The sequence below is a fragment of the Lentibacillus kimchii genome (assembly GCF_055381965.1).
In genome coordinates this window covers 2,219,237-2,240,962 of the sequence record NZ_AP043934.1, presented here as the reverse complement: position 1 = coordinate 2,240,962, position 21,726 = coordinate 2,219,237, and the positions used below count along the sequence as shown (strand labels likewise).

Here is a 21,726-nt window from a genome sequence, read left to right as displayed (position 1 = left end):
TATGCGCGTATCTTTCGTAGAGATGTTTAACCATTGTAAAAAAGTGTTCCTTGCATGTGATATTCCTTATGGCTGTGCAGATGACGGAGCAGGTGTGGTCACATGGAGTGAATTTGTTGGCCTTCCCGGGATGCACGTGCTGCAGCGGGAAATTCCGAATATGCATCCGCCTGGCATGGAGAGTGTTAATCTGCTTCAGGAAAGTGAAGGATTGCTTCATTTTGACGGAGGCAAGCAGAGCGCCATCATTCTAGGAAAGCTGATGGCCGACTATGCCTTGTCACAGGCTGAGACAAGGGAAACAGTCCGTGTCCACATGGAAAATACAACCCGTTCACATTTACTGGCACAGCCTGCTAATTATATCGCATCACGCAACAGGGGGTGTTTGATAAATTACAAAACAAGAGACGGGCTGCCGATGTGGATTTTGTCCACGCCGGAGATCGCCTATCCCGTTTTTGCAGAAGGTACTAAAGCTGAGGAAATGGTGCAGCATAGCCTGACCGCAGAACTGGGACAGTATGAAACAACCAGCTTAATGTCTGATGATTTTTGGCTCGTTTGCACAACTAAAACGAACTTAATCACATCTTGTATCCGGAATCTCAGACAAGAAGCAAAATATGGCACCTTTCAATTGACCGAATCAGCGAAGTTGAAAGCGATATTTGAAAGGAACTTCAACAACGGTCTGGAAGTAAATGATCAGCTCTGGCAGGAACTGGACGACATTGGAAGACAGACGCTGGTCAGCGCAACTGAAGAATCAAGACAGCGCGGTGCCGGTGAAATGGGCCCATAGTAAAACTAGATTGATAAAATCATTTGAAGGAGGATTATCATGACAACACGTACAGCTATTACATTGAAAAATTTCGTAAACGGTGAATGGGTAACTCCATCCGGTGAGGCAAAAGAAGGACGGAATCCAGCTGACACGCGAGAAGTTGTTTCATCTTTTCGCCAGTCAACTTCTGAGGACGTGAAAGCTGCGATTGACACAGCAGCGGAAACGTTTCCGTCCTGGCGCAATACACCTGCTCCACAACGCGGCGATTATTTATTCAAAATAGCCGCTTTAATGGAAGAGGAAAAAGATGATCTTGCGAAAACAGTGGTACAGGAAGAAGGCAAAACGTATAACGACGCTGCCAAAGAAGTGGGTTATGCTGCAGGTATCGTCAAGTACTACGCTGGCGAGTGCCGCCGCATGAAAGGCACTATTCAGGAAGCAGACATGCCGAATATTCAAATTGAGACAAAACCTGATCCGCTCGGTGTCGTTCTGGTTGTAACACCATGGAATTTCCCTATGTCCATACCAGCCTGGAAATCGGCACCAGCGATTGCAAGCGGCAATACGGTCGTCCTGAAGCCATCATCTGAAACGCCATTAACCGTTATGAAATTTATGGACATTATCCGGCGCGCAGGCGTGCCAGCAGGTGTCGTTAACCAAGTGGTCGCACCCGGCAAACTCGTTCCGGAAATGATCCATCATCCAGCCGTTAAAGCTGTGACATTCACAGGCTCTAATCCGGTCGGGAAAAAGATCTATGCTGAAGCAGCGAAAGATATGAAACGCTGCCTGCTGGAGATGGGAGGCAAAAACCCTCTGATTGTTATGGATGATGCCGATGTGGATGAAGCTGTGCAGCTGGCGGCCGCAGGTGCATATGGCCAGACTGGGCAGGCTTGTACTGCAACAGGCAGAGTCATTGTCCATGAAAAGGTCGCCAAAGAATTCACGGACAAACTGGTTGAAAAAACGAAAAACTTCCAAGTAGGTAATGGCATGCAAGAAGGGATTGACATCGGACCGCAAGTCAATGAGGATGAACGGCAATCCACCCTTGATTTAATTCAAAGTGCCCGCGACGAAGGGGCTACTGTGCTGACCGGCGGCAAGGTGCCTGAAGGAGCCGAGACGGAAAACGGCTATTTTGTTGAGCCGACAGTCATCAGCGGCGTCAAACCATCCATGACGATTGCTCAAGAGGAAGTATTTGGCCCCGTCAATAATATTATCGAAGTCAGAGATATTGACGAAGCCATTGAAGTTGCCAACAACGTGGATTATGGTCTGTCATCATCGATTTGCACGAAAAACCTGGAATATATGAATCAAGCACTCAGTGAAATCGAAGCAGGCATTGTGAAAGTCAATATGACAACAACCGGAACCTTCTTCCAGGCACCATTCGGCGGCTATAAACAATCCAGCACAGGCACGTTCAAAGAACTCGGCAGTGAAGCTCTGGATTTCTATAGCCAGTACAAAACACACTATATTAAAAGTAACTAATACGATCGTGATGTGAATACCTGTGCGTAAGCAGCGCAGAAGGCTTTAAGGGTCTTGTGTGCTGCTTACATTTATTTAATTAAGTACTATGGTATAATAGTCAAAACAAACAACGGAAAAACGGAGGACGTTATGGCAACCAAAGCAGATGTTTCTGCAACTGTATTGCGAGCGATTCGCATCTTACATTATTTAAAAGAAACACCAGGTCCGCAAAGTGTCAGCTATATCAGTAAAGCCCTGGATTTGTCCCCAGCCATCGTGCATCGCCTATTGGCAACCTTAAAAACGGAAGGATTTGTTTTCCAGGATCTGCAATCTAAACAGTACTCCCTTGGTGCTGCCTTTTTGGAATATGCAAACAAATTATTAACCGATCTGCCATTCGCCCCCATCGTCGAGCCGTGGCTCCTTCATTTACGCAGCATGACTGAGGAAACAGCCGGATTTTATATCCCGAGCGGCAACGCACGTTTATGTGTCATGGAATATGAAAGCAACCAGGAAATACGGCGTTCTGTTGGCGTGGGCACCCAGCATCCGATTCATGCAGGCGCAACAGGCCGTGCGATCCTCGCCTTTCAGCCTGAAGAGATCCAGGAGCGCATTCTGCAGCAGCTGCCGCTGGAAGAACGAGATGCCTTAACGCAAAAACTGCAAACCACAAGGGATTATGGTTACGCCATCAGTTTTGAGGAAATCAACTCTAATGTAGCAGCGCTGTCGGCACCGGTTTTTGAACAGCAGCAAGTTGTTGGCGCCGTGTCGATATCAGGCCCGACATTTCGCTTTAACGAGGAACTGGTTAATAAACATATCCCCACGTTAACTGAGGCGACAGCCAGGATTTCCAACTCATTTGCCTAGCTTCACGAGGAAGATGTTTCATATTAATGGCCAATGGCTTTTTCAGATAAACAGAGTTATAATAGACTCATATAGTCAGCCAAAAGAGAGGAGGGTGCTATTAATGGCGGACAGCCAAAACGAGAAGATTCTGCAGGCGGTCAGAGAATTGCATGAGCAAATGAATGACGGATTCCGCAAAATCGATCAGCGTTTTGAAGAGATGGATAAACGATTCGAAGGAATTGATGAGAAATTCAGGCAAATGGATAAACGGTTCGATGACATGGAGGAAAGGTTCAGCAAATTGCAGGACAGCATGGATCTCCTGGCGAAGAAACAGTTCGATAATGAAACAGATATTTATCGACTTTAAAAAGCTACAGGTCAACACTGAAGCGCAGCAACAGTGCTGCGCAAAAGACACCATCCTGCAGAAGCAAGAGGCATGATACCCGCACCTGTTTTACTGGCGTCTTCTTAAGCGTCGCGCTCGGCGCTGGTAGGTCGCAAACAAGACACCGCCCACAATCAGCAACGATCCCGTAATTTCGTAAATCGTAATAGGCTTCTGCAAAAGAATAACACCCATGAGCATGGCCGCGAAAGGTTCCAGATTGGATAAAATCCCCGCCTTGGATGCATCAGCATAACGAATGTTTTGATTCCATAGTAACGTAGCGAGACCGTGGACGATGATCGCTGTCACAATTAGAAAGGACCAGCCTTGCCAATCACTGCTAACGCTCACTGGATCATCCATAATAAATATGACCGGAATGGATACAATCAAACCTGTCAAATTGGAATAAAAGGTGGTCGTCATCGGACTGACGCGCTGTGACAAGACACGCGTAATGATAATTAAAATGGCAAACGTCACCATGGTGGCAACAATCCACCATAAACCCGGTTCAAAATGAATGGCCGCGCCGCCCTTCGTTACCACAAAGTAAATGCCAGTGATCGCAATAACTGCTCCCAGAACCATACGCACAGTGATGGATTCTTTTAAAAACACTGCAGCCAGAAAGCCCGTAACGATCGGCGACATAGCCAAAATAAGAGCAGACGTTGTGGAATCCGCTGTCACAAGTCCCTCAAAGAAGGTAAGCTGGTTAAAAAACACCCCGACAATACCCAAAAGGACGATCAATCCCATATCACGAAGCGCTATTTTATGGAGACCTTGTTTGGTCAACACGATGATACTTAGGAATAAGACAATAAATAATAGCCTGAGTGATGTTAAAACGGCCGGTGAGAACTCATCCACAAGTATTTTTCCAAATACAAAATTACTTCCCCACGCAGCCACACACAATGTTAACCACATATATATTTTTAACATAAAATACCCTGTCCTTCTGTATAATCATAGCTGCTATAGAGACGACTATGGACACCCGTGACATATTTGTTATAGCAGAATAAAGTGCTGGAAGCAATTAAAAATCATGATTCGAAAGTAGATCTGGTGTTAGCATATAGCTTATTGACATTTTTCATAACTTTATCGTTAACTCAGCTGCCTGCTGCAATTTATCATACGATTGCAGCGGGCAGTTTTTTATGTTCAGCACTGTATAATATTTTAATGCTTAATAATTGATTTGTTTAATATTTCATTCACGTTTGCGGGAAGCGCCGTGTCAGCAACGATGGTTGGCGTTTTCACTGGTTCACTGGGATTTGGTTATCTGACGGACCGTATCGGTGCTAAATATACAGCACTGCTGGCTATGGTGTCAGGTTTATTATCGATGATTTTGTTGCACGTCTTTCCTGTAATGATCGAGACTGGGACATAGCGAAAGCGAATAACTCAAACTTCGAACAATGGCTCGGTTCAGCGGAGGAAAAGACGGAAACTCCTGCGGGAGCAAAGGTAGGTGAGACCCCGGAGCGCGACAAGTGCTTCGAAGGCTCACCAGCCGCCCGCGGAAAGTGACGTCTTTTTCCGGAGCGGTTCAGTCACACAAGTGGTTCGCGCTGTTGTCTCAGCCCCTTTTCCTGTCTCTAATTATGCGTTAATTATTTGAGCTTGTTTAATCTTCTTTAGAAGCAAGCGCTTTGGTTAAAGGTGTGATTCCCAGGCTCTGCACAATGAGTGAAATCAGAACAGCCGCAAAAGCGAGCGAAAGGATCAAGTTGTATTCACCGGCACTCCGGGATTGAAGCTCGAGAATCAGGAACACGGACATCGAGCCTTTTAAGCCTGACCATGTCAAGACAATGGGTTCACGCCAGGTGACGTGGTGACGCCATGATGGAAACAGTTGGAGGGTGCCAGAAATAATGGCAAAACGAATGATTAGTGAAACAGCAAATATGGCAAACGCAAACCCCCACGCGTTAAAGGCCAGATATTCGGAAGACTGAATGCCAATTAATAAAAACAATAAAGCCAGTATTGTCAGTTCAGCGATGCTCCAGAAGCCATTCAATTTTTCCTTTAGATGATTTTCCTGGATTGTGCGGCCGTATTCAAATGACAGCATAATGCCGGCAAATACGGTCGCCAAAACACCAGAGACCCCAATTTTCTCAGCCAGATTGAAAACGCCATAAGCAAGGATGATGCTCAGCATGACCTGATATTCACGGTTATGCGTGATGTGCACTGCTTTACTCATCAGCCAGCCGAAAATGATACCAATCAAAACCCCGCCGATAGATACAACTAAAAAGTCACGCAAAAAGTTCATGACAGTAAGTGACTGATCACCAAGCAGCATGCCTGACAGAAATGTGAATATAACAATGCTTGTCCCGTCATTAATCAGCGATTCGCCTTCAACGACATTTGCGATCTTAGGACTGCCGCCTGATTTTTTAAGGATCGTCACAACTGAAATCGGATCAGTTGGTGTTAAGATCGCAGCGACAACAAGTGCTCCCGCGAAGGAGATGGACACAAACGCACCGCTCATTACATAAATAACGGAACCAAGTATCGCAACGGTTGCTATGATGCCGAATGTCGCCAGAAACGTAATCATACCAGCGTTTTCCCGGAATAACTTTGAGGAAAAGCGGTAAGCGGATGTAAATAATAGCCCCGGGAGAAGTATGTAGTAGATTAAATCACTGGTGACCTGAATGGAGTCAAAATAGGGGATGAATGACAAAATAATGCCCGTCAGCACTAATACGACGGGCGCCGGTATATAACTTTCCTTTCTGTCGAGTGTATAAATCAGGTAGCCGATTAATAATAGTAAGATGATCTGTGCGGATGTCATGACGATTCTCCTTGCCAAGATGTCTTGTTAGTATCTGCTTTTAGACAAATTGCAATACGCCATTATCTCAGATTGATTGCCCCATTCGGATAAGATAATGAGATTATCCTGTATCCTATTTTTAGCGCCAGCGCAGAGCGATGTTAAGTTTACAGCAGTCCTTATGGTTAACTTGTGATTTAAACAGTAAATGAAGACCGTCAGGATTGAATTGAACATCTACATCAGATGCAATACCCGTCGACTTCATAAATTGTTTTACTTTGTCGTGTTCGGACATTTGTGCTGCATTCATGACTTTCGCGCTGAAATCATCTGATTCGGCAAGCTTGTCGATAATCACGCTTGCATCATCCATCAGTTTTTTCGTTTCGCTGGCTGATTGATTAAAAAGGGATGTATCAATTGCAGGATACTGCGGACGACTCCATCCGTATGGGACATAAGGATAATACCCATTATAAAACGCTTGACCATTGGCATAATACATGAATAAATCACCCCTGATTAATGCTTTCACCCCATTGTATGCATGCAGTCTTGTCTTAGGGCCTTATTCATTGGTGATTCTATATATGATACGGTCAGAAACGATGTATTAAAAGTATGATTGGCCGCTGGAGCTAAAACACTCCTTTCGAATTATACTTTAACCAGTTCGAAGGGAGTACTGGTTAAAGTATAGTTATCTCAACCGGCCACGCAAACCGATCTTCAGCCATGTCCCAGAACATATATTCAAAATAGCTCGTTATCACAACAATGTCTTTCAGTTGCTGTAATTCGTGTTCTGATGTTCTAAATAAGCGTTCCATAAAGGTTCCACCCGTTTAAAAATATATTGGTAACACTAGCAAATAATATTATCGGGCCGCGGGTTTACTCAGCTATCTCTCTTAACTGTACCTTCTGAATTTTACCGCTGGCGGTTTTAGGCAGTTCATCTAAGAAAGTGACGCTCTTAGGACATTTGAAATGGGCCAGTCTGTCGCGAACAAAGGTGATTAATTCTTCTTCACTCGCTATATGCCCTTCCTGGAGGACGACCATGGCATGCGGTGTTTCGCCCCACTTTTCATCCGGTTTCGAGACAATGGCCGCTTCCTGCACGGCAGGGTGTTCATGGAAGATACCTTCAACTTCAATGGATGAAATATTCTCGCCGCCGCTGATGATGACATCTTTTTTGCGGTCTACCATATTAATCCGGTTTCGTTCATCAATCGTCCCCATGTCACCTGTATGGAGCCAGCCATTTACAAGCGTCGCATTCGTTTCTTCTTCATTATTCCAGTAACCCTTCATAACGCCATTGCCTTTGACGATGATTTCACCCACCTCTTGTCCGTCATGGGCAACTTCCTGCTGAAATTCATCGACAACACGCACTTTGGTGCCAATCATTTCATAACCGGTTTTGGCTTTCATGGTGTAATAAGCATCTCCGGTTAAATCGCTGTCCTCGGATGACTGGTAGGAGGCAAGCGTTAAAGGCGAGGATTCAGTCATACCGTAGACGTGGTTGAACTCCCATCCCATTTCTTCTTCCACCTGTTTAATAAAAGCCTGCGGTGGTGCAGCTCCGGCAATGACCACACGCACATTTTGGCTGATGGCTGGTTTTGTTTCCATAAATTTATGAATAATACCGTTAAGAACTGTTGGTGCCATATGCATGACACTCACTTGATACGTCTGTACCTTGTCAAGGATGGCGGCGGGATCAATGGATTTCTGCATAACCTGTGTAGCGCCGTTGGCTGTGTAATAAAATGGTGCTCCCCAGCCATTCACATGAAACATGGGCAGAATGTGCATCAAGGTATCCTGGTCACTGACACGAATATGGTGCATGCTCGATAAAGCATGCAAGTAATTATTCCGGTGGGTGAGCATAACCCCTTTTGGCTTGCCAGTCGTCCCGCTTGTGTACAGAAGGGTCGCGGTATCATTTTCATCGAGATCAGCACGCGGGAAGTCTGCTTCCGGCTGGGACTGCAGCCAGACTGGATAAGCAATGTAGCCGTTGTTCGCATTCTCTGCACCATGGATAACAATTTGCTGAACCGTTTTCATTTCATTGATGACAGGTTCAATTAAAGGGAAAAGGTCATAATCGACGAATAGAACTTTGCTTCCGCTGTCATTTAAAATATACAGATATTCTCGCGGATTCAGTCTTGTGTTGAGCGATACCATGATAGCGCCCGTTTGAAAAATGCCATAAAAACCTTCATACATCTCCAGTGTATTAGGTGCCAGGTAAGCGACACGATCGCCTTGTTCCACGCCAAGTGAGGCCAGACCGTGTGATAATTGGTTCACGCGTCTATTGATATCGCTGTAAGTATAAGAATTCTCATCCTGATCAATGATAGCGGGCTTATTGCCATATAGACGGACAGCACGATCGAGAAAATCAGTCAGAAGCAGCGGCGTTTGCATATGGTATCTCTCCTTCAATTAGATAATTATCTAAATAGTAACATATTTAATATAGCAAGTATATTTTTAAGTCAGGATGAGGACCACTGGCTGATTTAGACCGCATTGTTTATGTCGGTTTGTCTAATTAACTGAGCATGGTTCAGTGAAATGGGGTTCACCGGTTAGCCCCGCGTTTGTAGCCTTTCGATCGAGGATGTTATCCGTGACACGACAGTGTAAGGACCTGTTTCTGAGCTTGCAGAAGAAGTTCACGAGCTTCATCGCCAGTATCATATGTAAAATGCCATAAAACGAGCTCCCTGTAATTTAAGGGAGCTCTTGTTTATTCAATAATGATGACTTCGCCGTCTTTCAGTGTCTTAAAGGGGATGTTATGATTCGTCATATAGGTAACCGTCTGATCCGGGACATTTGATTGGTAGTGTGGAATAATGGTATAGTCTAGTATATTTAAGCCGTCCCAAACCGTTGCATAGTCTTCGCCATATGGTTTTTGGTTTGGATCATCAACTAAATGGAGGCCTTCCAATGTCGGTCCAAGCATGCAGATGCCAGCACTGTAGCCGCCATATAAGATGTTTTTATTATCTTTATAAAACGTTCTAACAACATCATCGAAGCCGCTTAATGCTATGGCCTGTGCCAGAATAAACGTATTACCGCCTCTCACCCAGATGACATCGTACTGAGCGAGTGTATTTTCTAAAGCCTCTCTGTTATTGAAGTATTGTTTCAGATCGACGTTGTCTACAGTGAAACCCAGACGCTCTAGTTCCGATGCCTCACTTGCGTCAATGTGACTCTTCTCGTCCATGTCAGTCATAAAATCCATGGCATTGTTGATAAGAGCAACTTGTTTACTGCTATTTTTTGTCATGTTTTTGAGTTTTTGTTCTTCATTTCCCACGCCTTGGGAAGACAGGTAAAAGTTCATATGACCTCCCTATTTCTGTTAAATAGATTCCGTATGTTTCTACGTTAACAGAGAAATCAACGTACATCATATGAAAAACCTCAAATAGTTAGACAAAATTAACGTTAAAATCACGCTTCCGTCAGTTGTTTAGCTGTTTCATATAAGACATTAACCCCACGAGCTAAATCCAGCTCATGTGTATATTCCTCCGGACAATGACTGAGTCCGTCTTGACTTGGTACAAAAATCAGACCGACATCTGTTACATCGGAAAAAACCATAGCATCGTGTCCGGCGCCGCTGTTCATCTTGGTAGAAGCGATATTTAAATCCGTGCAAGTATCTGACAGTAACGATTGAATATGGTCATTTAATGTTTTGGGTCTTATATACAGAGACTGCTGTATGTTAGTTTTAATACGATCATTGTGATAAGAATGAATAAGTTCCTTCGCTTGATTAAGGATATTTAAAACATGCTCTTCTTGTGCTGATCGAATATCAATGGTGAAGTTTACACTATCTGGAATGACGTTTGCAGCATTGGGTGAAACTTGCAACTGTCCTACTGTAAGAACTGAGCCATTACCTTCATCGGCTGCTAGCCGCGGCAAGTCTGAAATCATTTCGGCTGCTGCTATTAGGGCGTCTGATCGTTTATCCATTGGTGTTGTCCCTGCATGACCAGCCTGTCCAATGACAGTCACATTCAGCTGTGTTAATCCTACAATCGATTGAACGACGCCAATTGGTATCTGGCTTTCTTCTAAAGTGGGACCTTGTTCAATATGCATTTCCAAAAAGGCCCTCATGGTACTCGGGTCTCGGTATATTGGCTGTGATATATCAAGCCCTGCGTTTGCCATCGCATCAGTGACGGAAATTCCGTCGGCATCTGTTATTTCACTAAAAGTGTTTTCTTTAATTGAACCTGTGATCCCACTGGATCCCATGAGACCACGAAAACGTGAACCTTCTTCCTCAATCATTGCAATAACTTCCAGCGGATAATGGGGTGTTAATTGATTATCCTGAAACAAGGCGGCAACTTCCAATCCAGCAACAACACCTGCTGCGCCATCATAGGCACCCCCATTTGGCACGCTGTCAAAATGGGATCCCACAATGACACTTGGCGCTTCCCTCAGTTTGCCTTCCAGCTTGCCATAAATGTTTCCCATTCCATCTTCTTGGACACGTAATCCATAGGACTGCATGGTTTGTTTAATATAGTCACGCGCCTGAAGATCTTCTTTGCTATAAGTAAGTCTTGTGACACCATTTCCAGGTGTTTTGGTAAAAGCACTTAAGTCCGTTATAAGTTGTTGAATACGTTTAGGTTTTGCCTGCATAGTGATCCCTCCATGTATTTTTTACAGAAACTTCACAAGCGTACCAGCTAAAATAACTGACACAATTGTAACGGTAACAAACCCGCCAACAAGCATCGGCGGCAGCATATAATTTGTTAAAACTTCCTTTTCCTCCTCATCATTTGTCAAAGAATCAATAACTTCACTTGTGATAATATAATCTGCTGGGAAACCATATAAAGCAGTTAAGGCCACCGCAAAAGACATTTCCTTACTATACTTAAGGAATTTTCCGGCTATTAATGAAAACAAGTACATACCCGCTATTCCTAAAATGATGCTGCCTATAAGAATAAAAACGATATTCATCATCATATCTGGTGTGGCATTTTTTAAACCGTCAAGTATATAGAATATTAGCCCCATCATAGCAAATCCAAATCCATTGGCTTTTTGTAAAGAATGTTTCTCCAGAAAGCCAACATGAGTCGCTAAGACACCGAAGATTAAACAAAGAACAAAAGGACTTATGGAAACGATTGGGTCTAAGGCGGTTGAGATAAGATAGGCTAAATAACCAACAAAAGCGAGCTTGAATAATTTGAAATAGTTGGTATTATATAAAAGTATCGTCTAAAAAAGGCAAAGCAGTAAATGATACTGCTTCGCCTAATTGAAAAATGATTACATAATGTTTAGGAAACGTCCGGTTTCACTACTTCGCCATGTTCTACGATCGCGCTGGAAGCAGCCAAATCAGGCAATCCACTGACAAGATCCATAGGGTCATATTTTCCTTGTGGGTTCCCCTCTGATGTGGCGTTTAGCGGATCAAACAGATTAACCTGGATGCCATTTTCCTTTTCTTCTTCGGCGACAGTCTTCATAAGGCCTTCAACAGCTGCTTTGCTTGCTGAATAGGCGCCCATACCTTTCATGAAGAAATTCACCATACCGGATGTTACAGAAATAAGTTTACCATTGTTACTTTGCCGCAGCATTGGGAGAAAAGCCTTTGTTGTCAGAAACTGACTCGTGAGATTCAAGTCAAACATGCTGTGCCATTGGTCGAGCGTCATGTCTTCAATTGAGCCCATAGCATTGACACCGCCTGCATTATTGACGAGAATATCGAGTTTCCCATCTGTTGTTTTCTCAATTTGATTGACAAGGTCTTGAATCTGCGCTGCATCTGTTACATCCGCCGGGGCTACGATTGTTTTGTCATTTCCGATCTCATCGGCCACTTCCTGCAGTTTTTGTTCGCGCCGGCCGTTTAGAATAACGGTTGCATCTTCTCTTGCAAATGTGATGGCTATCGCACGGCCTAGTCCTGATCCGGCACCTGTTACCAATGCTGTTTTTCCGGTTAATTTGGCCATTGTCTATCCACCCCTCATGATTAATTAGTCTGTTACATATCATATCATTTTATCTGAAAAATACAATAAATAAGCTTTTAAACCTGATCCGTTTAGTACCCGAATAATGCGTCAAGACTGATTATTAAATGATTTTGGAAAGGGGTATTGCAATGCAGATGGTTAAACGCTGGAGTCTGTTCATCGTTTTATTAAGCATCATGACTGTACTGGCAGCATGCGGTGGCAACGGTGATGATAATAACGCAGATAATCAGGACAATGCTGATCAAGAGGACGCTGCAGAACAGGACAACAATGCGGATCAGGAACAGAACGATGGAGCAGCTGACAATGAGAATGCTGATATGGATAACACTGAAAATGCAGACACACAAACAATCGAGGCAGACTTGGAGAATGGTGATCAAGAATCTGTCGGCACGGCAAAACTGGAGGAAAAAGCAGATGGTGTAAATGTCACGCTAAAGGGTGAAAATCTCCCGAAAGGCACGCATGCTTTTCACATTCATGCAAAAGGTGCATGCGAAGCACCAGATTTTAAGTCAGCTAAGGGCCACTATAATCCTGATGATACCGATCACGGCTTTGATACCCCAAATGGCCCGCACGCCGGTGATATGCCGAACATTGAAGTTGGCGAAAATGGCACGGTAACGCAATCATTCCTTGTCCGGGATGTGACACTGGATAAAGATGACGATCATTCCCTCACAGCAGACGGCGGTACAGCGCTGGTTATTCATGAAGGTGCTGATGACGGTGAGTCACAGCCATCCGGAGATGCCGGTAACCGTTTGGCGTGTGGAGTTATTCGTCAATAATTTAGCTGAGCTTTTCTGCACCTCCCCCAAAGTGACGGCTTTGGGGTTTTTACTATTATGTTTCTTTGGCTGACGTGTGAAATAGTTTAGTCATTTCGAATGATTTTAATTAAAACATCTTTATTTCTTATCTGTACTTATGAAAAAATCAAATCGAACATTTACAAATTGTTATAACGATGATAATTCCTCCGCTAACGACCGAGAATTTTTCATCTTGAGAAGGGCATATTAAAGCCTGCAATCATTACAACCGGCTTTAATAGGCTGAACATCACTCAGAAAAGGAGCGGGCGTTAATATGGAAACACTATATTATGGCGGCAGCATTATTACGATGAATCATAATTCTGAAAATGTTGAAGCTGTTCTTATTGACGATTGGAAGATTAAAGAAGTTGGAACGCTGGAAGTATGTAAAGCTTCGGTTCAGCATGATGATGCTAAAATGATTGATCTGCAAGGGAAAACGCTGATGCCAAGTTTTATTGACCCTCATAGTCATATGTCATTAGTAGGCCCTGTCGCTGAGATGTGTGATTTACATGCCTGTAATAACTTCGATGATATTGTCTCGACGCTTAAGTCTTGTGAAAATGCAAAAGGGGCAGATGCGCCGGATGTTATTCTTGGCTTTGGCTACGATCACAACTTTCTGGATGAAGGTGAGCACCCAACAAAGCATGTGCTGAACCAAGTGTCTGTGGAAAAACCAGTTCTTATAATGCATGCATCAGGCCATGTGGGAAGTTCGAATGATGCAACCTTAACCAAGGCGGGCATTGACCGGAATACCCCTGATGCAGAAGGCGGACATATTGGCAGAGAAGATGACTCAATGGAACCTAATGGCTACTTGGAAGAGGCGAATTTAATGGAATTACGTCACACGGTTCTCTCGGGTCAGTCATTTGACTTTTATAAGCTGGCAGTTAAAGGACAGGATGTTTATACAAGCAACGGGATTACGACTGTTCAGGACGGTGCAACAGGCGCTGATTCGCTTGAGCTGTTAAAGGCATTATCCGAAAATGAACAGCTGAAAGTGGATGTTGTGGCCTATCCGACTATTGCTGATAATCAAGAAGGTTTAAGCAAGAATCAGGCCTATGTCAAAAATTACTATAAGCGGCTCAAGATCAATGGTTATAAAATGTTTTTGGATGGCTCGCCACAAGGGAAGACAGCCTGGATGACTGAGCCTTATGCAGGTGAAGATACCTATCGGGGCTATCCGTCGCATTCAGATGAGCAAGTGAAGGATTACGCCAGACAAGCTATCTATGATAACGTACAGCTTTTAACACACTGTAATGGTGATGCCGCCTCTGACCAGCTGTTACAGAATTATGAGGCCGCTCTCGAGGAAACCGGTGATCCACATAAAAATTATCTGCGTCCTGTGATGATCCATGCTCAGACTGTCCGGAACGATCAGCTGGATAAAATGGCTGAATTAGCTATGATTCCATCTATTTTTAACGCGCATACGTACTACTGGGGTGACATTCATCTGAAAAACCTCGGCGATAAACGCGGAAGGCGGATCAGTCCTGCTAAATCAGCGTTCGATCGTGGTCTGGTCGTGAACTTCCACCAGGATTCGCCTGTTATTAAGCCTGATATGCTTCATACCATCTGGAGTGCTGTCAATCGTACCACGCGGCAGGGGCAATCAATCGGACCAGAAGAACGTGTCGATGTCTATGACGCTTTAAAAGCAGTGACGATCAATGCCGCTTATGCCTATTTTGAGGAAGATCAGAAAGGCAGTATTACAAAAGGGAAACTGGCCGATCTTGTCATTCTGGATCAAAATCCTTTAGCCATTGATAAAGACAAGCTGAAAGATATACAGATCGTTGAGACAATTAAAGAGGGCGAAACCATTTATCAAGCAAATGAATAACTAGCGTCAAATCACTTGCTGTATGTTTGTTATGTTTCCTGGATTAGATAGGGAGATGATTAAACTAATATGCTGCAAGTGATTTTTTTAGGTATATTTTATGAATGATGTATTTATTATGAAAATTCTGCTATAATTAAATCAGCTATTTAGTATAGGCGCTTTTGCAGACCCTGCAAGAATAAATGAAGGGACGGATCAATGTGCGTTATTCCGCTGAACAGCCAATCCAGGTTTACCGGGGAAATTATCTGGAAAGTATACATGATGTGCATATTGCTATTGTCAATGCCAGTGGCGACCTGCTGGCTTATTATGGGGATGCCAGCAGGCTAACGTTTGCCCGTTCCTCGGTGAAACCGTTTCAGGCTGTGCCGCTTGTGCAGTCCGGAGCGATGGAAACATTCCATTTGACCGAACGGGAATTGGCCTTATTTTGTGCCAGTCACAGCGGTGAGTCGTTTCACCGGGAAGCGGTCGCCGAGGTACTTGCAAAACTCGATCTGCAGGAGGATGACTTGCAGTGCGGCACCCATATGCCGCACGATACAGCAAGTGCCAGGCAGCTGATGCGTGAAGGAGAGGAGCCAACCCCTGTTTACAGCAATTGTTCCGGTAAGCACACCGGAATGCTTGCCGCCTGTGTTAAACAGGATCTGGATCTGGCGACATACCGCGATGTGTCTCATCCTTATCAGCAGCAGATTATGAATGCAATTGCTGATATTAGCTGTTTTAAGCGGGATGCTATTGCCACATCAGTGGATGGATGCGGTGTGCCTGTTCATCGACTGCCTTTGTACAATGTGGCGCGTGCGTTTGCCAATCTTGCAGCGCCGAAAGATGATGACAGTCAGGGACAAGCATTGAAGCGGATAAATGAGGCGATGACCGCTTACCCTGAGATGGTAGCGGGAACGAAACGATTTGATACGGATTTAATGGGTGCTTTTGAAGGCAGACTTGTTGCCAAAGGCGGGGCAGAAGGTGTGCATTGTTTCGGTGATAAAGAGCGCGGCGTTGGCGCAGCGATCAAAATTGAGGATGGCGATGTCCGGGGAACCAGTGTTGCGGCCCTGGAGGTTCTGCAGCAGCTTGGTATTGGCGATGAAACGACTTATGAGTTATTGGCCGATTATCACGTAGCACCCGTCTTGAACGCCCGAAAAGACAAAATAGGCCGGATTGAAGCTGACTTCCAGCTGAATGTGCTGCGCTAATGTGTTTAAATGCCTTTTGGAGTGTGCGATGTTTTGAGGGTGTGGTGTGTCGCCAAACATTTGGGGCCATCGTTAATCTTTTCGATGTGACGATGACCCCTCGTTAGTGTGCTGACGGCATAGTGAACGATCCGCTTCTACCAGGTGTCCCACTTTTTATTAAGGATTCCGATGTCCTTTAATAGGCTGATCAGCAGCGTATCTTCCTTGCTGTTTAGTGCCTCTTTTGTACATGATCCATTGGCTTCGTAGTTTTGTTCTTTGGCTTCATCTAAAGTGGCATCTTCCAGATTGTTGCTGGGATCGGCTTGCTCAAAGCAAGGCGGTGCAATATAGGTTTGTTTCGAATGTTCAAGAACAATCCGCGTGTCAGATGACGGTGCTGTCTGTCGGGGAATGACCAGCATCAGTGCAATGGCGATGACAATCAGACCCGCAATTAATAAAATCGTTCGCTGTTTCATTAAGGCTTACCCTCCGGCTGAATAGCAGTTAGAGAAATCTATTACATTTTATTATAACAATTTTAAACACGTTAGCAACTGCTTTCATGTGAGCGCCTTAACAAAATGGAATGAGACATAACAAAAGCAAATAACCCAAATTTCGAACATGGCTCGGTTCAGCGGAGGAAAGACGGAGACGCCCGCGGAGAAGACCTCTTTTTCCGCAGCGGTTCAGTCACGCAAGTGGTTCACACTTATGTCCCATCCCCATTGACGATAAACCTATTTAGCGGACGACCAGAACCGGCCGGTCTGTACGGTGACTGGGAGCCATCTGTTGCAAATACAATCGTATTCATCTGGCAAACCTCCTTTTAAACGGTAAAGTAGAAGACAACTGACAGTAGAATGGATGTGACAGTCATGGCAGCTAAAGGACGCAGAGCACGTGAGCGCAAGTCGCTTAAGCTGACATTCAGACCAAGACCAGTCATGGCTGCTGTTAGTACCCAGGTTGTCAAGGAATCAACGAAATCAAGCACATTGCTGGATACCGGGATAACCGGGCCAATGACATAAGTTCCTAAAATACTCACAATGATAAATCCGACAAGGAACCATGGAAATTCGATTTTTGAACCATCTGCTTCATTTGAATTGCTTTTGCGTTTCATAATCGCAATAAGAATAAAGCATAGTGGCACAAGCAGGAAGACGCGTCCCAATTTTGCCAGTAATGCAATGGCTAATGCGCTGTCACCAGCCGGTGCGCCAGCAAGAGCGACGTGTGCGACTTCATGCAGCGTGCTGCCAGCCCACACCCCATAATCCATGGAATCAAGCGGAAGAATTGGCCGCAGGATGGTGTAGACAATGGCGAAAACAGTTCCCATCAGGGCTATAATGCCGACACCAATGGCTGTATCTTTTTCTTTTGACTTTAAAATGGGCGAAACGGAAGCGATAGCGGCTGCACCGCATACACCTGTGCCGATGCCGAGCAGCAGTGATATGCTTCTGTCAGCTTTAAACAGTTTTGCCAGCCATATGGTTACAAAGATAGCAAAAACAATGACAATAGCATCACGAGCAAGCAATCCCAGACCGTCACTCAATACTGTATCGATATTGAGTTTCAATCCGTAGAGAATAATAGCTGCTCGCAGCAAACGTTTTTGTGAAAAAGCAATGCCTGGCCGGATGACTTCCGGGTAACCGAAAAACTGCCGGTATAAAACAGCGAGGACGATAGCACATGCCATTTGTCCGACACGACTAAAGCCGGGTACCATAGCAAGTAAATAGCCTAATAAAGCAATTAAAAACGTAAATGCTATTCCGCCCAGCCATTTAATCAAAGGAGATGGCTGTTTCTGCGGCCCTGGATTCGATTGTACGTTCTGCATATATGTAACACCTCCTGCATTAAGGATAGGGGATTGATTGCTATAAGAAAAATAAATATTTATAATGATAACCATAAGTATTATGTTATAATGAGAAAATAGGCTAGGTGTTAATCATGGATCAGCATTTACACGTTTTTATGACAGTAGCAGAGAAACATAACTTCTCCCGTGCAGCAGAAGAACTGCATATGACACAGCCCGCCGTCAGTCAGTATATACGTATTCTGGAAGAAAACCTCGATGTCAGGCTGCTGGAGCGGAATAACCAATATGTGCATTTGAACAAGGCCGGTGAAATCGTGTATGATCATGCTAAAGAAATTATCGGCTTGTATACCCGCATGCAAAACCTTTTGGATGATTTAACCCATAAAGCGAATGGGCCGCTTTCCATTGGAGCCAGTTACACGTTTGGCGAATATGTTCTCCCCCATATTATTGCAAACATGAAAACGCGTTATCCGGAAATTCAGCCGACGGTAACCATTGGCAATACAGCTGAAATAGCTGATTTTGTGATGCACCATCAGCTGGATATCGGAATTGTTGAAGGCCATTTTAAAAAAGAAAAACATCTAAAGACCGAGGTATTTGCTGAGGATGATATGGTTGTGGTCGCAAGTACCGGCCATCCCCTGGCTAAACGGCCTGGAAAGGTAACCGTCGGCGATCTAGCAGCACAGACGTGGATTTTGCGGGAACTGGGATCAGGAACCCGTGAAGCAGCTGACAACGTATTTGAACAGCTTAAAATAGAACCGGAAACAATCATTAATTTTGGCAGTACGCAAGCAATTAAAGAAGCTATTGAATCAGGACTGGGCGTCAGTTTATTGTCGAAATGGGCAATTCAAAAAGAACTGCGGCATGGCGACTTGCAGATCATTGAGGTCGACGGACTACCAGTTGCCAGACAATTTTCCCTTGTCACCGCAACACCTTACCAGACCAAGGCATTGCAAGTGTTTATTGAGCTATTGCGCCAGAAAGAATGGCTGGATTGACCATTGAACTGGGATGTTCCTTAATTCTCTTGAGCCGGTGCACCGCATCTATGGGCCGATGCAGCACAGACATAAGTCCCACCGCGGCATGCATGTGTCTTCCTCTCCAGGATCGGTGATATCAAATAACCGCCTGGATCATGTCGACAAATTGCTTGGCGCGGACTCGGTTGGTATGATGGCGATGAACGAGTTTGTAGCCTTCCTGAGCGATTGCCTTCCGTTCTTCGTCGTGCTTTAAATAGTAGAGGGCTTTGTCATAGAAATTGGTTTGATTCGCGGCAATATAATGAACGCCATCCTGAAAGCCCAGCGCTTTTAAATCTGAATTGGGCTCTGCGATTAAAAGCGTATTGCAGCCAGCCACTTCAAAATATTTCATAACTGGATACTGATAAGTTGAACCACACGTGAAGAATATTTTGGCGCGGTTAATCTCTTGTCCGAAAGCATCGTCAATAATCAGCTTCGACCGGTCTTTTTCAAGGTGGCCGGGATGCTTGTGATAGACAAATCCTTGTGTTCCTGCCAATTTATCCCAAACGGCCCGGCGAAATGGATAATTATCTGCCATATGGCCCATCAATAGAAAGTCGATATCTTTTGTGCGCTGCCAGTCTTTTATATGATCGGGATTGATGGAAAAAGGCAGGAACCGAAACTGGGAAGCATACGCGGGAAACCGCTCCAGAAAAGGGTGTTTGCTGACTGAAAAGATCAGAGAAATACGATTGTCACGAAAGTATTTGCGCCGCAGTTCATTTTGCCAGTGAGCATCGATTACATAGGTGCCGACTGGTATAGTGATTTTATCAAGATTGTTAATGCGTGGCGATAAACGGTGTTTGGCCGTTATATCGTAATGAAAAATGAAGTCCGGACGCGTTGGCTGCTTGTTCAATATATTTAATATATCGCCATCGTCATGATGGTAGGTGACATTGGCAAATGCCTCAATTGCCTGTAAGAATTCATATTTTACTTTATGCTTGGGAAATAGTTGATCAAATCGGCGAACGAGTATGAGGATGTTAATTTTTTTAGAGTCAGTTGCTTTTTCTGTTTCTGGCAAATCACCTTCATTATAGGATTGTTTCATCGCTTTTATATCGCGTGTATCCATAGGTTTTGTATATTTTTGGATGGTCTGTTTGATCTGGTTACGATATTTTGGCGCGAGAAGTGCTTGTGCCTTAGGATGCCATCGCTCCATCCAGTCGAATTGCAGATGATCGCCCCGGGTTTTTTTCTTGAGTGCCAGCATGTCTGGATGATTCCCATTATAGTGGGCCGTCACATAGGTTAAGACATTTTCATAATAGATAGGTGATTGTTTAATAATTTTTTGAACTTCGTCAATCTGAAATAAACGATCCAGATACGACTTTTCGAGTGTGCTGTCTGTTGTCGTCTTATCCAGAAGGCCTTTTCGGAAGCATTTATAACAGTTCATACAAGGCTCATGAACCTGGCCTCTGCTGCAGGCGTGAGCAAATGTATAATATGGCGTCTGTCTTGCAATTTGTGTTGTCATAACTTCGCTCAAACCGATTGTTGGCAGCGTAAATGGCATATCAACCGCTTCCAGCAGATGAGACCATGGTTTTCCTATCTCTGTATCCTGACACTCCTGATAAGGTCCGTGCCCGATTTGATAGCCGATTTCCAATGTTTGTCCGTGTCCTGTTGTATCAAGTCCGTAGTAATCCGCTAATAAGAGCGCAGGCACACTATCGGTCAGATACGTGTTAAAGCCGACCGGTTTTCGTATATAGGGCATGTCAGTTTTAATTTTGTGGACGTTTTTTCCCATGTCAGCCATGGCATCACAGGCATAGTGGGCTGCTTCCTGATTTAAAAGCGTGTGACCCATCCCTTCTTGCGTTAGGCGATCAATATAAAACAGATGGGTATCCTCGGGCAGCAATGCAACTGCCGCAGTTGAATCAATTCCGCCGCTGTATGAAAGAGCAGGGACCGCATGTGATGGTGCTTGTCTGGGTTTGATGGTTCCCTGAACGGGTGAGACGCGTATATTCGTGGTTTGCCTGAGGCGTTCGTGGAATGATTTGCTGACACCTCGAGGCACTCGGATGCGCGAACCGCAAAAGGGATAAATAATGGCTATGGTGGCAAGTGCGAGCAGATCAGGATGAACCGAATCGAGCGTCCAGTCAGCCGGCAGATGGAACTCACAACGTTTGGATCCCATACGAGTCGTTTGGTTTGTCTTGAAAACGCTATTAAATACGGTGTTTGTTTTGGGATCGTCGTTTTCTGGCGTGAATCCCAATTCCAGTTTGCCGTTGTCAGCTTGAGCGTTAATGATCACATTTAGTCACACCTTTACAGAAGTTTTGGTCTTTCTAGTATATGTAAAGGTTAATTCGAATGTATGGGTTGCTCTCGCGGTATATCAGTGTCATGATGCTAACGCTTTGACAAGCATTCAAGGT

The 21,726-nt window shown here is 44.5% G+C and carries 19 protein-coding genes and 2 pseudogenes; 9 read left to right on the top strand and 12 right to left on the bottom strand.

From position 1 onward, the window contains the following. Nucleotide 1: 1 nt before the first annotated feature. The 4 genes from ACZ444_RS11860 to ACZ444_RS11845 all read left to right on the top strand — a co-directional run bounded on the left by ACZ444_RS11860 (nt 2) and on the right by ACZ444_RS11845 (nt 3,530). Nucleotides 2-805, top strand: coding sequence for a hypothetical protein (locus tag ACZ444_RS11860; protein WP_382358880.1), 804 nt, complete (start codon nt 2-4; stop codon nt 803-805). A gap of 39 nt (nt 806-844) precedes the next feature. Beyond that, nucleotides 845-2,308, top strand: coding sequence for an aldehyde dehydrogenase family protein (locus ACZ444_RS11855; protein WP_382358882.1), 1,464 nt, complete (start codon nt 845-847; stop codon nt 2,306-2,308). 132 nt (nt 2,309-2,440) lie between these two features. Beyond that, the gene (locus ACZ444_RS11850) at nt 2,441-3,175 is read left to right on the top strand and encodes an IclR family transcriptional regulator (protein WP_382358884.1); all 735 of its coding nucleotides are present in this window, start codon (nt 2,441-2,443) and stop codon (nt 3,173-3,175) included. A gap of 103 nt (nt 3,176-3,278) precedes the next feature. Next, entirely contained in the window at nt 3,279-3,530 is a 252-nt protein-coding gene (locus ACZ444_RS11845; RefSeq protein ID WP_382358886.1) for a hypothetical protein, read from the top strand. A 90-nt stretch (nt 3,531-3,620) separates the two neighbouring features. Here ACZ444_RS11845 and ACZ444_RS11840 read toward each other — a convergent pair whose 3' ends face one another. Continuing rightward, nucleotides 3,621-4,490: a DMT family transporter gene (locus ACZ444_RS11840; RefSeq protein ID WP_464433316.1), complete on the bottom strand. Its 870-nt coding sequence runs from the start codon at nt 4,488-4,490 to the stop codon at nt 3,621-3,623. A 277-nt stretch (nt 4,491-4,767) separates the two neighbouring features. Here ACZ444_RS11840 and ACZ444_RS11835 point away from each other — a divergent pair, with 277 nt between their 5' ends. After that, entirely contained in the window at nt 4,768-4,965 is a 198-nt protein-coding gene (locus ACZ444_RS11835) for a hypothetical protein (RefSeq protein ID WP_382358890.1), read from the top strand. 237 nt (nt 4,966-5,202) lie between these two features. Here ACZ444_RS11835 and ACZ444_RS11830 read toward each other — a convergent pair whose 3' ends face one another. The 8 genes and pseudogenes from ACZ444_RS11830 to ACZ444_RS11795 form a co-directional block, all read right to left on the bottom strand. Beyond that, entirely contained in the window at nt 5,203-6,399 is a 1,197-nt protein-coding gene (locus ACZ444_RS11830) for a cation:proton antiporter (RefSeq protein WP_382358892.1), read from the bottom strand. A 121-nt stretch (nt 6,400-6,520) separates the two neighbouring features. After that, entirely contained in the window at nt 6,521-6,889 is a 369-nt protein-coding gene (locus ACZ444_RS11825; protein ID WP_382358894.1) for a YuzC family spore coat inner layer protein, read from the bottom strand. 184 nt (nt 6,890-7,073) lie between these two features. Next, nucleotides 7,074-7,193: pseudogene (locus ACZ444_RS11820) on the bottom strand (thiaminase II); the annotation flags it as partial. Between the two features lie 85 nt (nt 7,194-7,278). Next, complete coding sequence (locus ACZ444_RS11815; protein WP_382358898.1) at nt 7,279-8,844, bottom strand: long-chain-fatty-acid--CoA ligase; 1,566 nt, start codon at nt 8,842-8,844, stop codon at nt 7,279-7,281. Nucleotides 8,845-9,169: 325 nt separating this feature from the next. Next, nucleotides 9,170-9,781 carry a Type 1 glutamine amidotransferase-like domain-containing protein gene (locus ACZ444_RS11810; protein WP_382358900.1) on the bottom strand — a complete coding sequence of 204 codons (612 nt, stop codon included), beginning with the start codon at nt 9,779-9,781 and terminating at the stop codon, nt 9,170-9,172. 110 nt (nt 9,782-9,891) lie between these two features. Continuing rightward, a complete protein-coding gene (locus tag ACZ444_RS11805) occupies nt 9,892-11,115 on the bottom strand; it encodes a Zn-dependent hydrolase (RefSeq protein ID WP_382358902.1) in 1,224 nt (407 codons plus the stop codon). A 21-nt stretch (nt 11,116-11,136) separates the two neighbouring features. Beyond that, nucleotides 11,137-11,697, bottom strand: a pseudogene (locus ACZ444_RS11800) (hypothetical protein); the annotation flags it as partial. A gap of 74 nt (nt 11,698-11,771) precedes the next feature. Then, a complete protein-coding gene (locus tag ACZ444_RS11795; protein ID WP_382358904.1) occupies nt 11,772-12,458 on the bottom strand; it encodes an SDR family NAD(P)-dependent oxidoreductase in 687 nt (228 codons plus the stop codon). Nucleotides 12,459-12,610: 152 nt separating this feature from the next. On the opposite strand from ACZ444_RS11795, the gene ACZ444_RS11790 reads away from it, so the two are divergent. From ACZ444_RS11790 to ACZ444_RS11780, 3 genes are all read left to right on the top strand, one after another. Next, nucleotides 12,611-13,282, top strand: a complete 672-nt coding sequence (locus ACZ444_RS11790) for a superoxide dismutase family protein (RefSeq protein WP_382358906.1) — start codon at nt 12,611-12,613, stop codon at nt 13,280-13,282. 301 nt (nt 13,283-13,583) lie between these two features. Continuing rightward, nucleotides 13,584-15,191 (top strand): amidohydrolase, encoded by a 1,608-nt coding sequence (locus ACZ444_RS11785; protein ID WP_382358908.1) that lies wholly within the window; start codon nt 13,584-13,586, stop codon nt 15,189-15,191. A 203-nt stretch (nt 15,192-15,394) separates the two neighbouring features. Further along, nucleotides 15,395-16,411: an asparaginase gene (locus ACZ444_RS11780; protein WP_464433314.1), complete on the top strand. Its 1,017-nt coding sequence runs from the start codon at nt 15,395-15,397 to the stop codon at nt 16,409-16,411. Between the two features lie 137 nt (nt 16,412-16,548). Here the strand turns inward: ACZ444_RS11780 and ACZ444_RS11775 are convergent, their stop codons facing one another. Further along, on the bottom strand, nt 16,549-16,875 hold the full coding sequence (locus ACZ444_RS11775) for a hypothetical protein (RefSeq protein WP_382358912.1): 327 nt from the start codon (nt 16,873-16,875) through the stop codon (nt 16,549-16,551). A gap of 356 nt (nt 16,876-17,231) precedes the next feature. Beyond that, nucleotides 17,232-18,263 (bottom strand): YeiH family protein, encoded by a 1,032-nt coding sequence (locus ACZ444_RS11770; protein ID WP_382358914.1) that lies wholly within the window; start codon nt 18,261-18,263, stop codon nt 17,232-17,234. A gap of 116 nt (nt 18,264-18,379) precedes the next feature. Between ACZ444_RS11770 and ACZ444_RS11765 the strand changes: the two genes are divergently transcribed. Continuing rightward, a complete protein-coding gene (locus ACZ444_RS11765; RefSeq protein WP_382358916.1) occupies nt 18,380-19,270 on the top strand; it encodes a LysR family transcriptional regulator in 891 nt (296 codons plus the stop codon). Between the two features lie 121 nt (nt 19,271-19,391). Here ACZ444_RS11765 and ACZ444_RS11760 read toward each other — a convergent pair whose 3' ends face one another. Further along, nucleotides 19,392-21,602: a DUF6395 domain-containing protein gene (locus ACZ444_RS11760; protein ID WP_382358918.1), complete on the bottom strand. Its 2,211-nt coding sequence runs from the start codon at nt 21,600-21,602 to the stop codon at nt 19,392-19,394. Between the last annotated feature and the right edge of the window lie 124 nt (nt 21,603-21,726).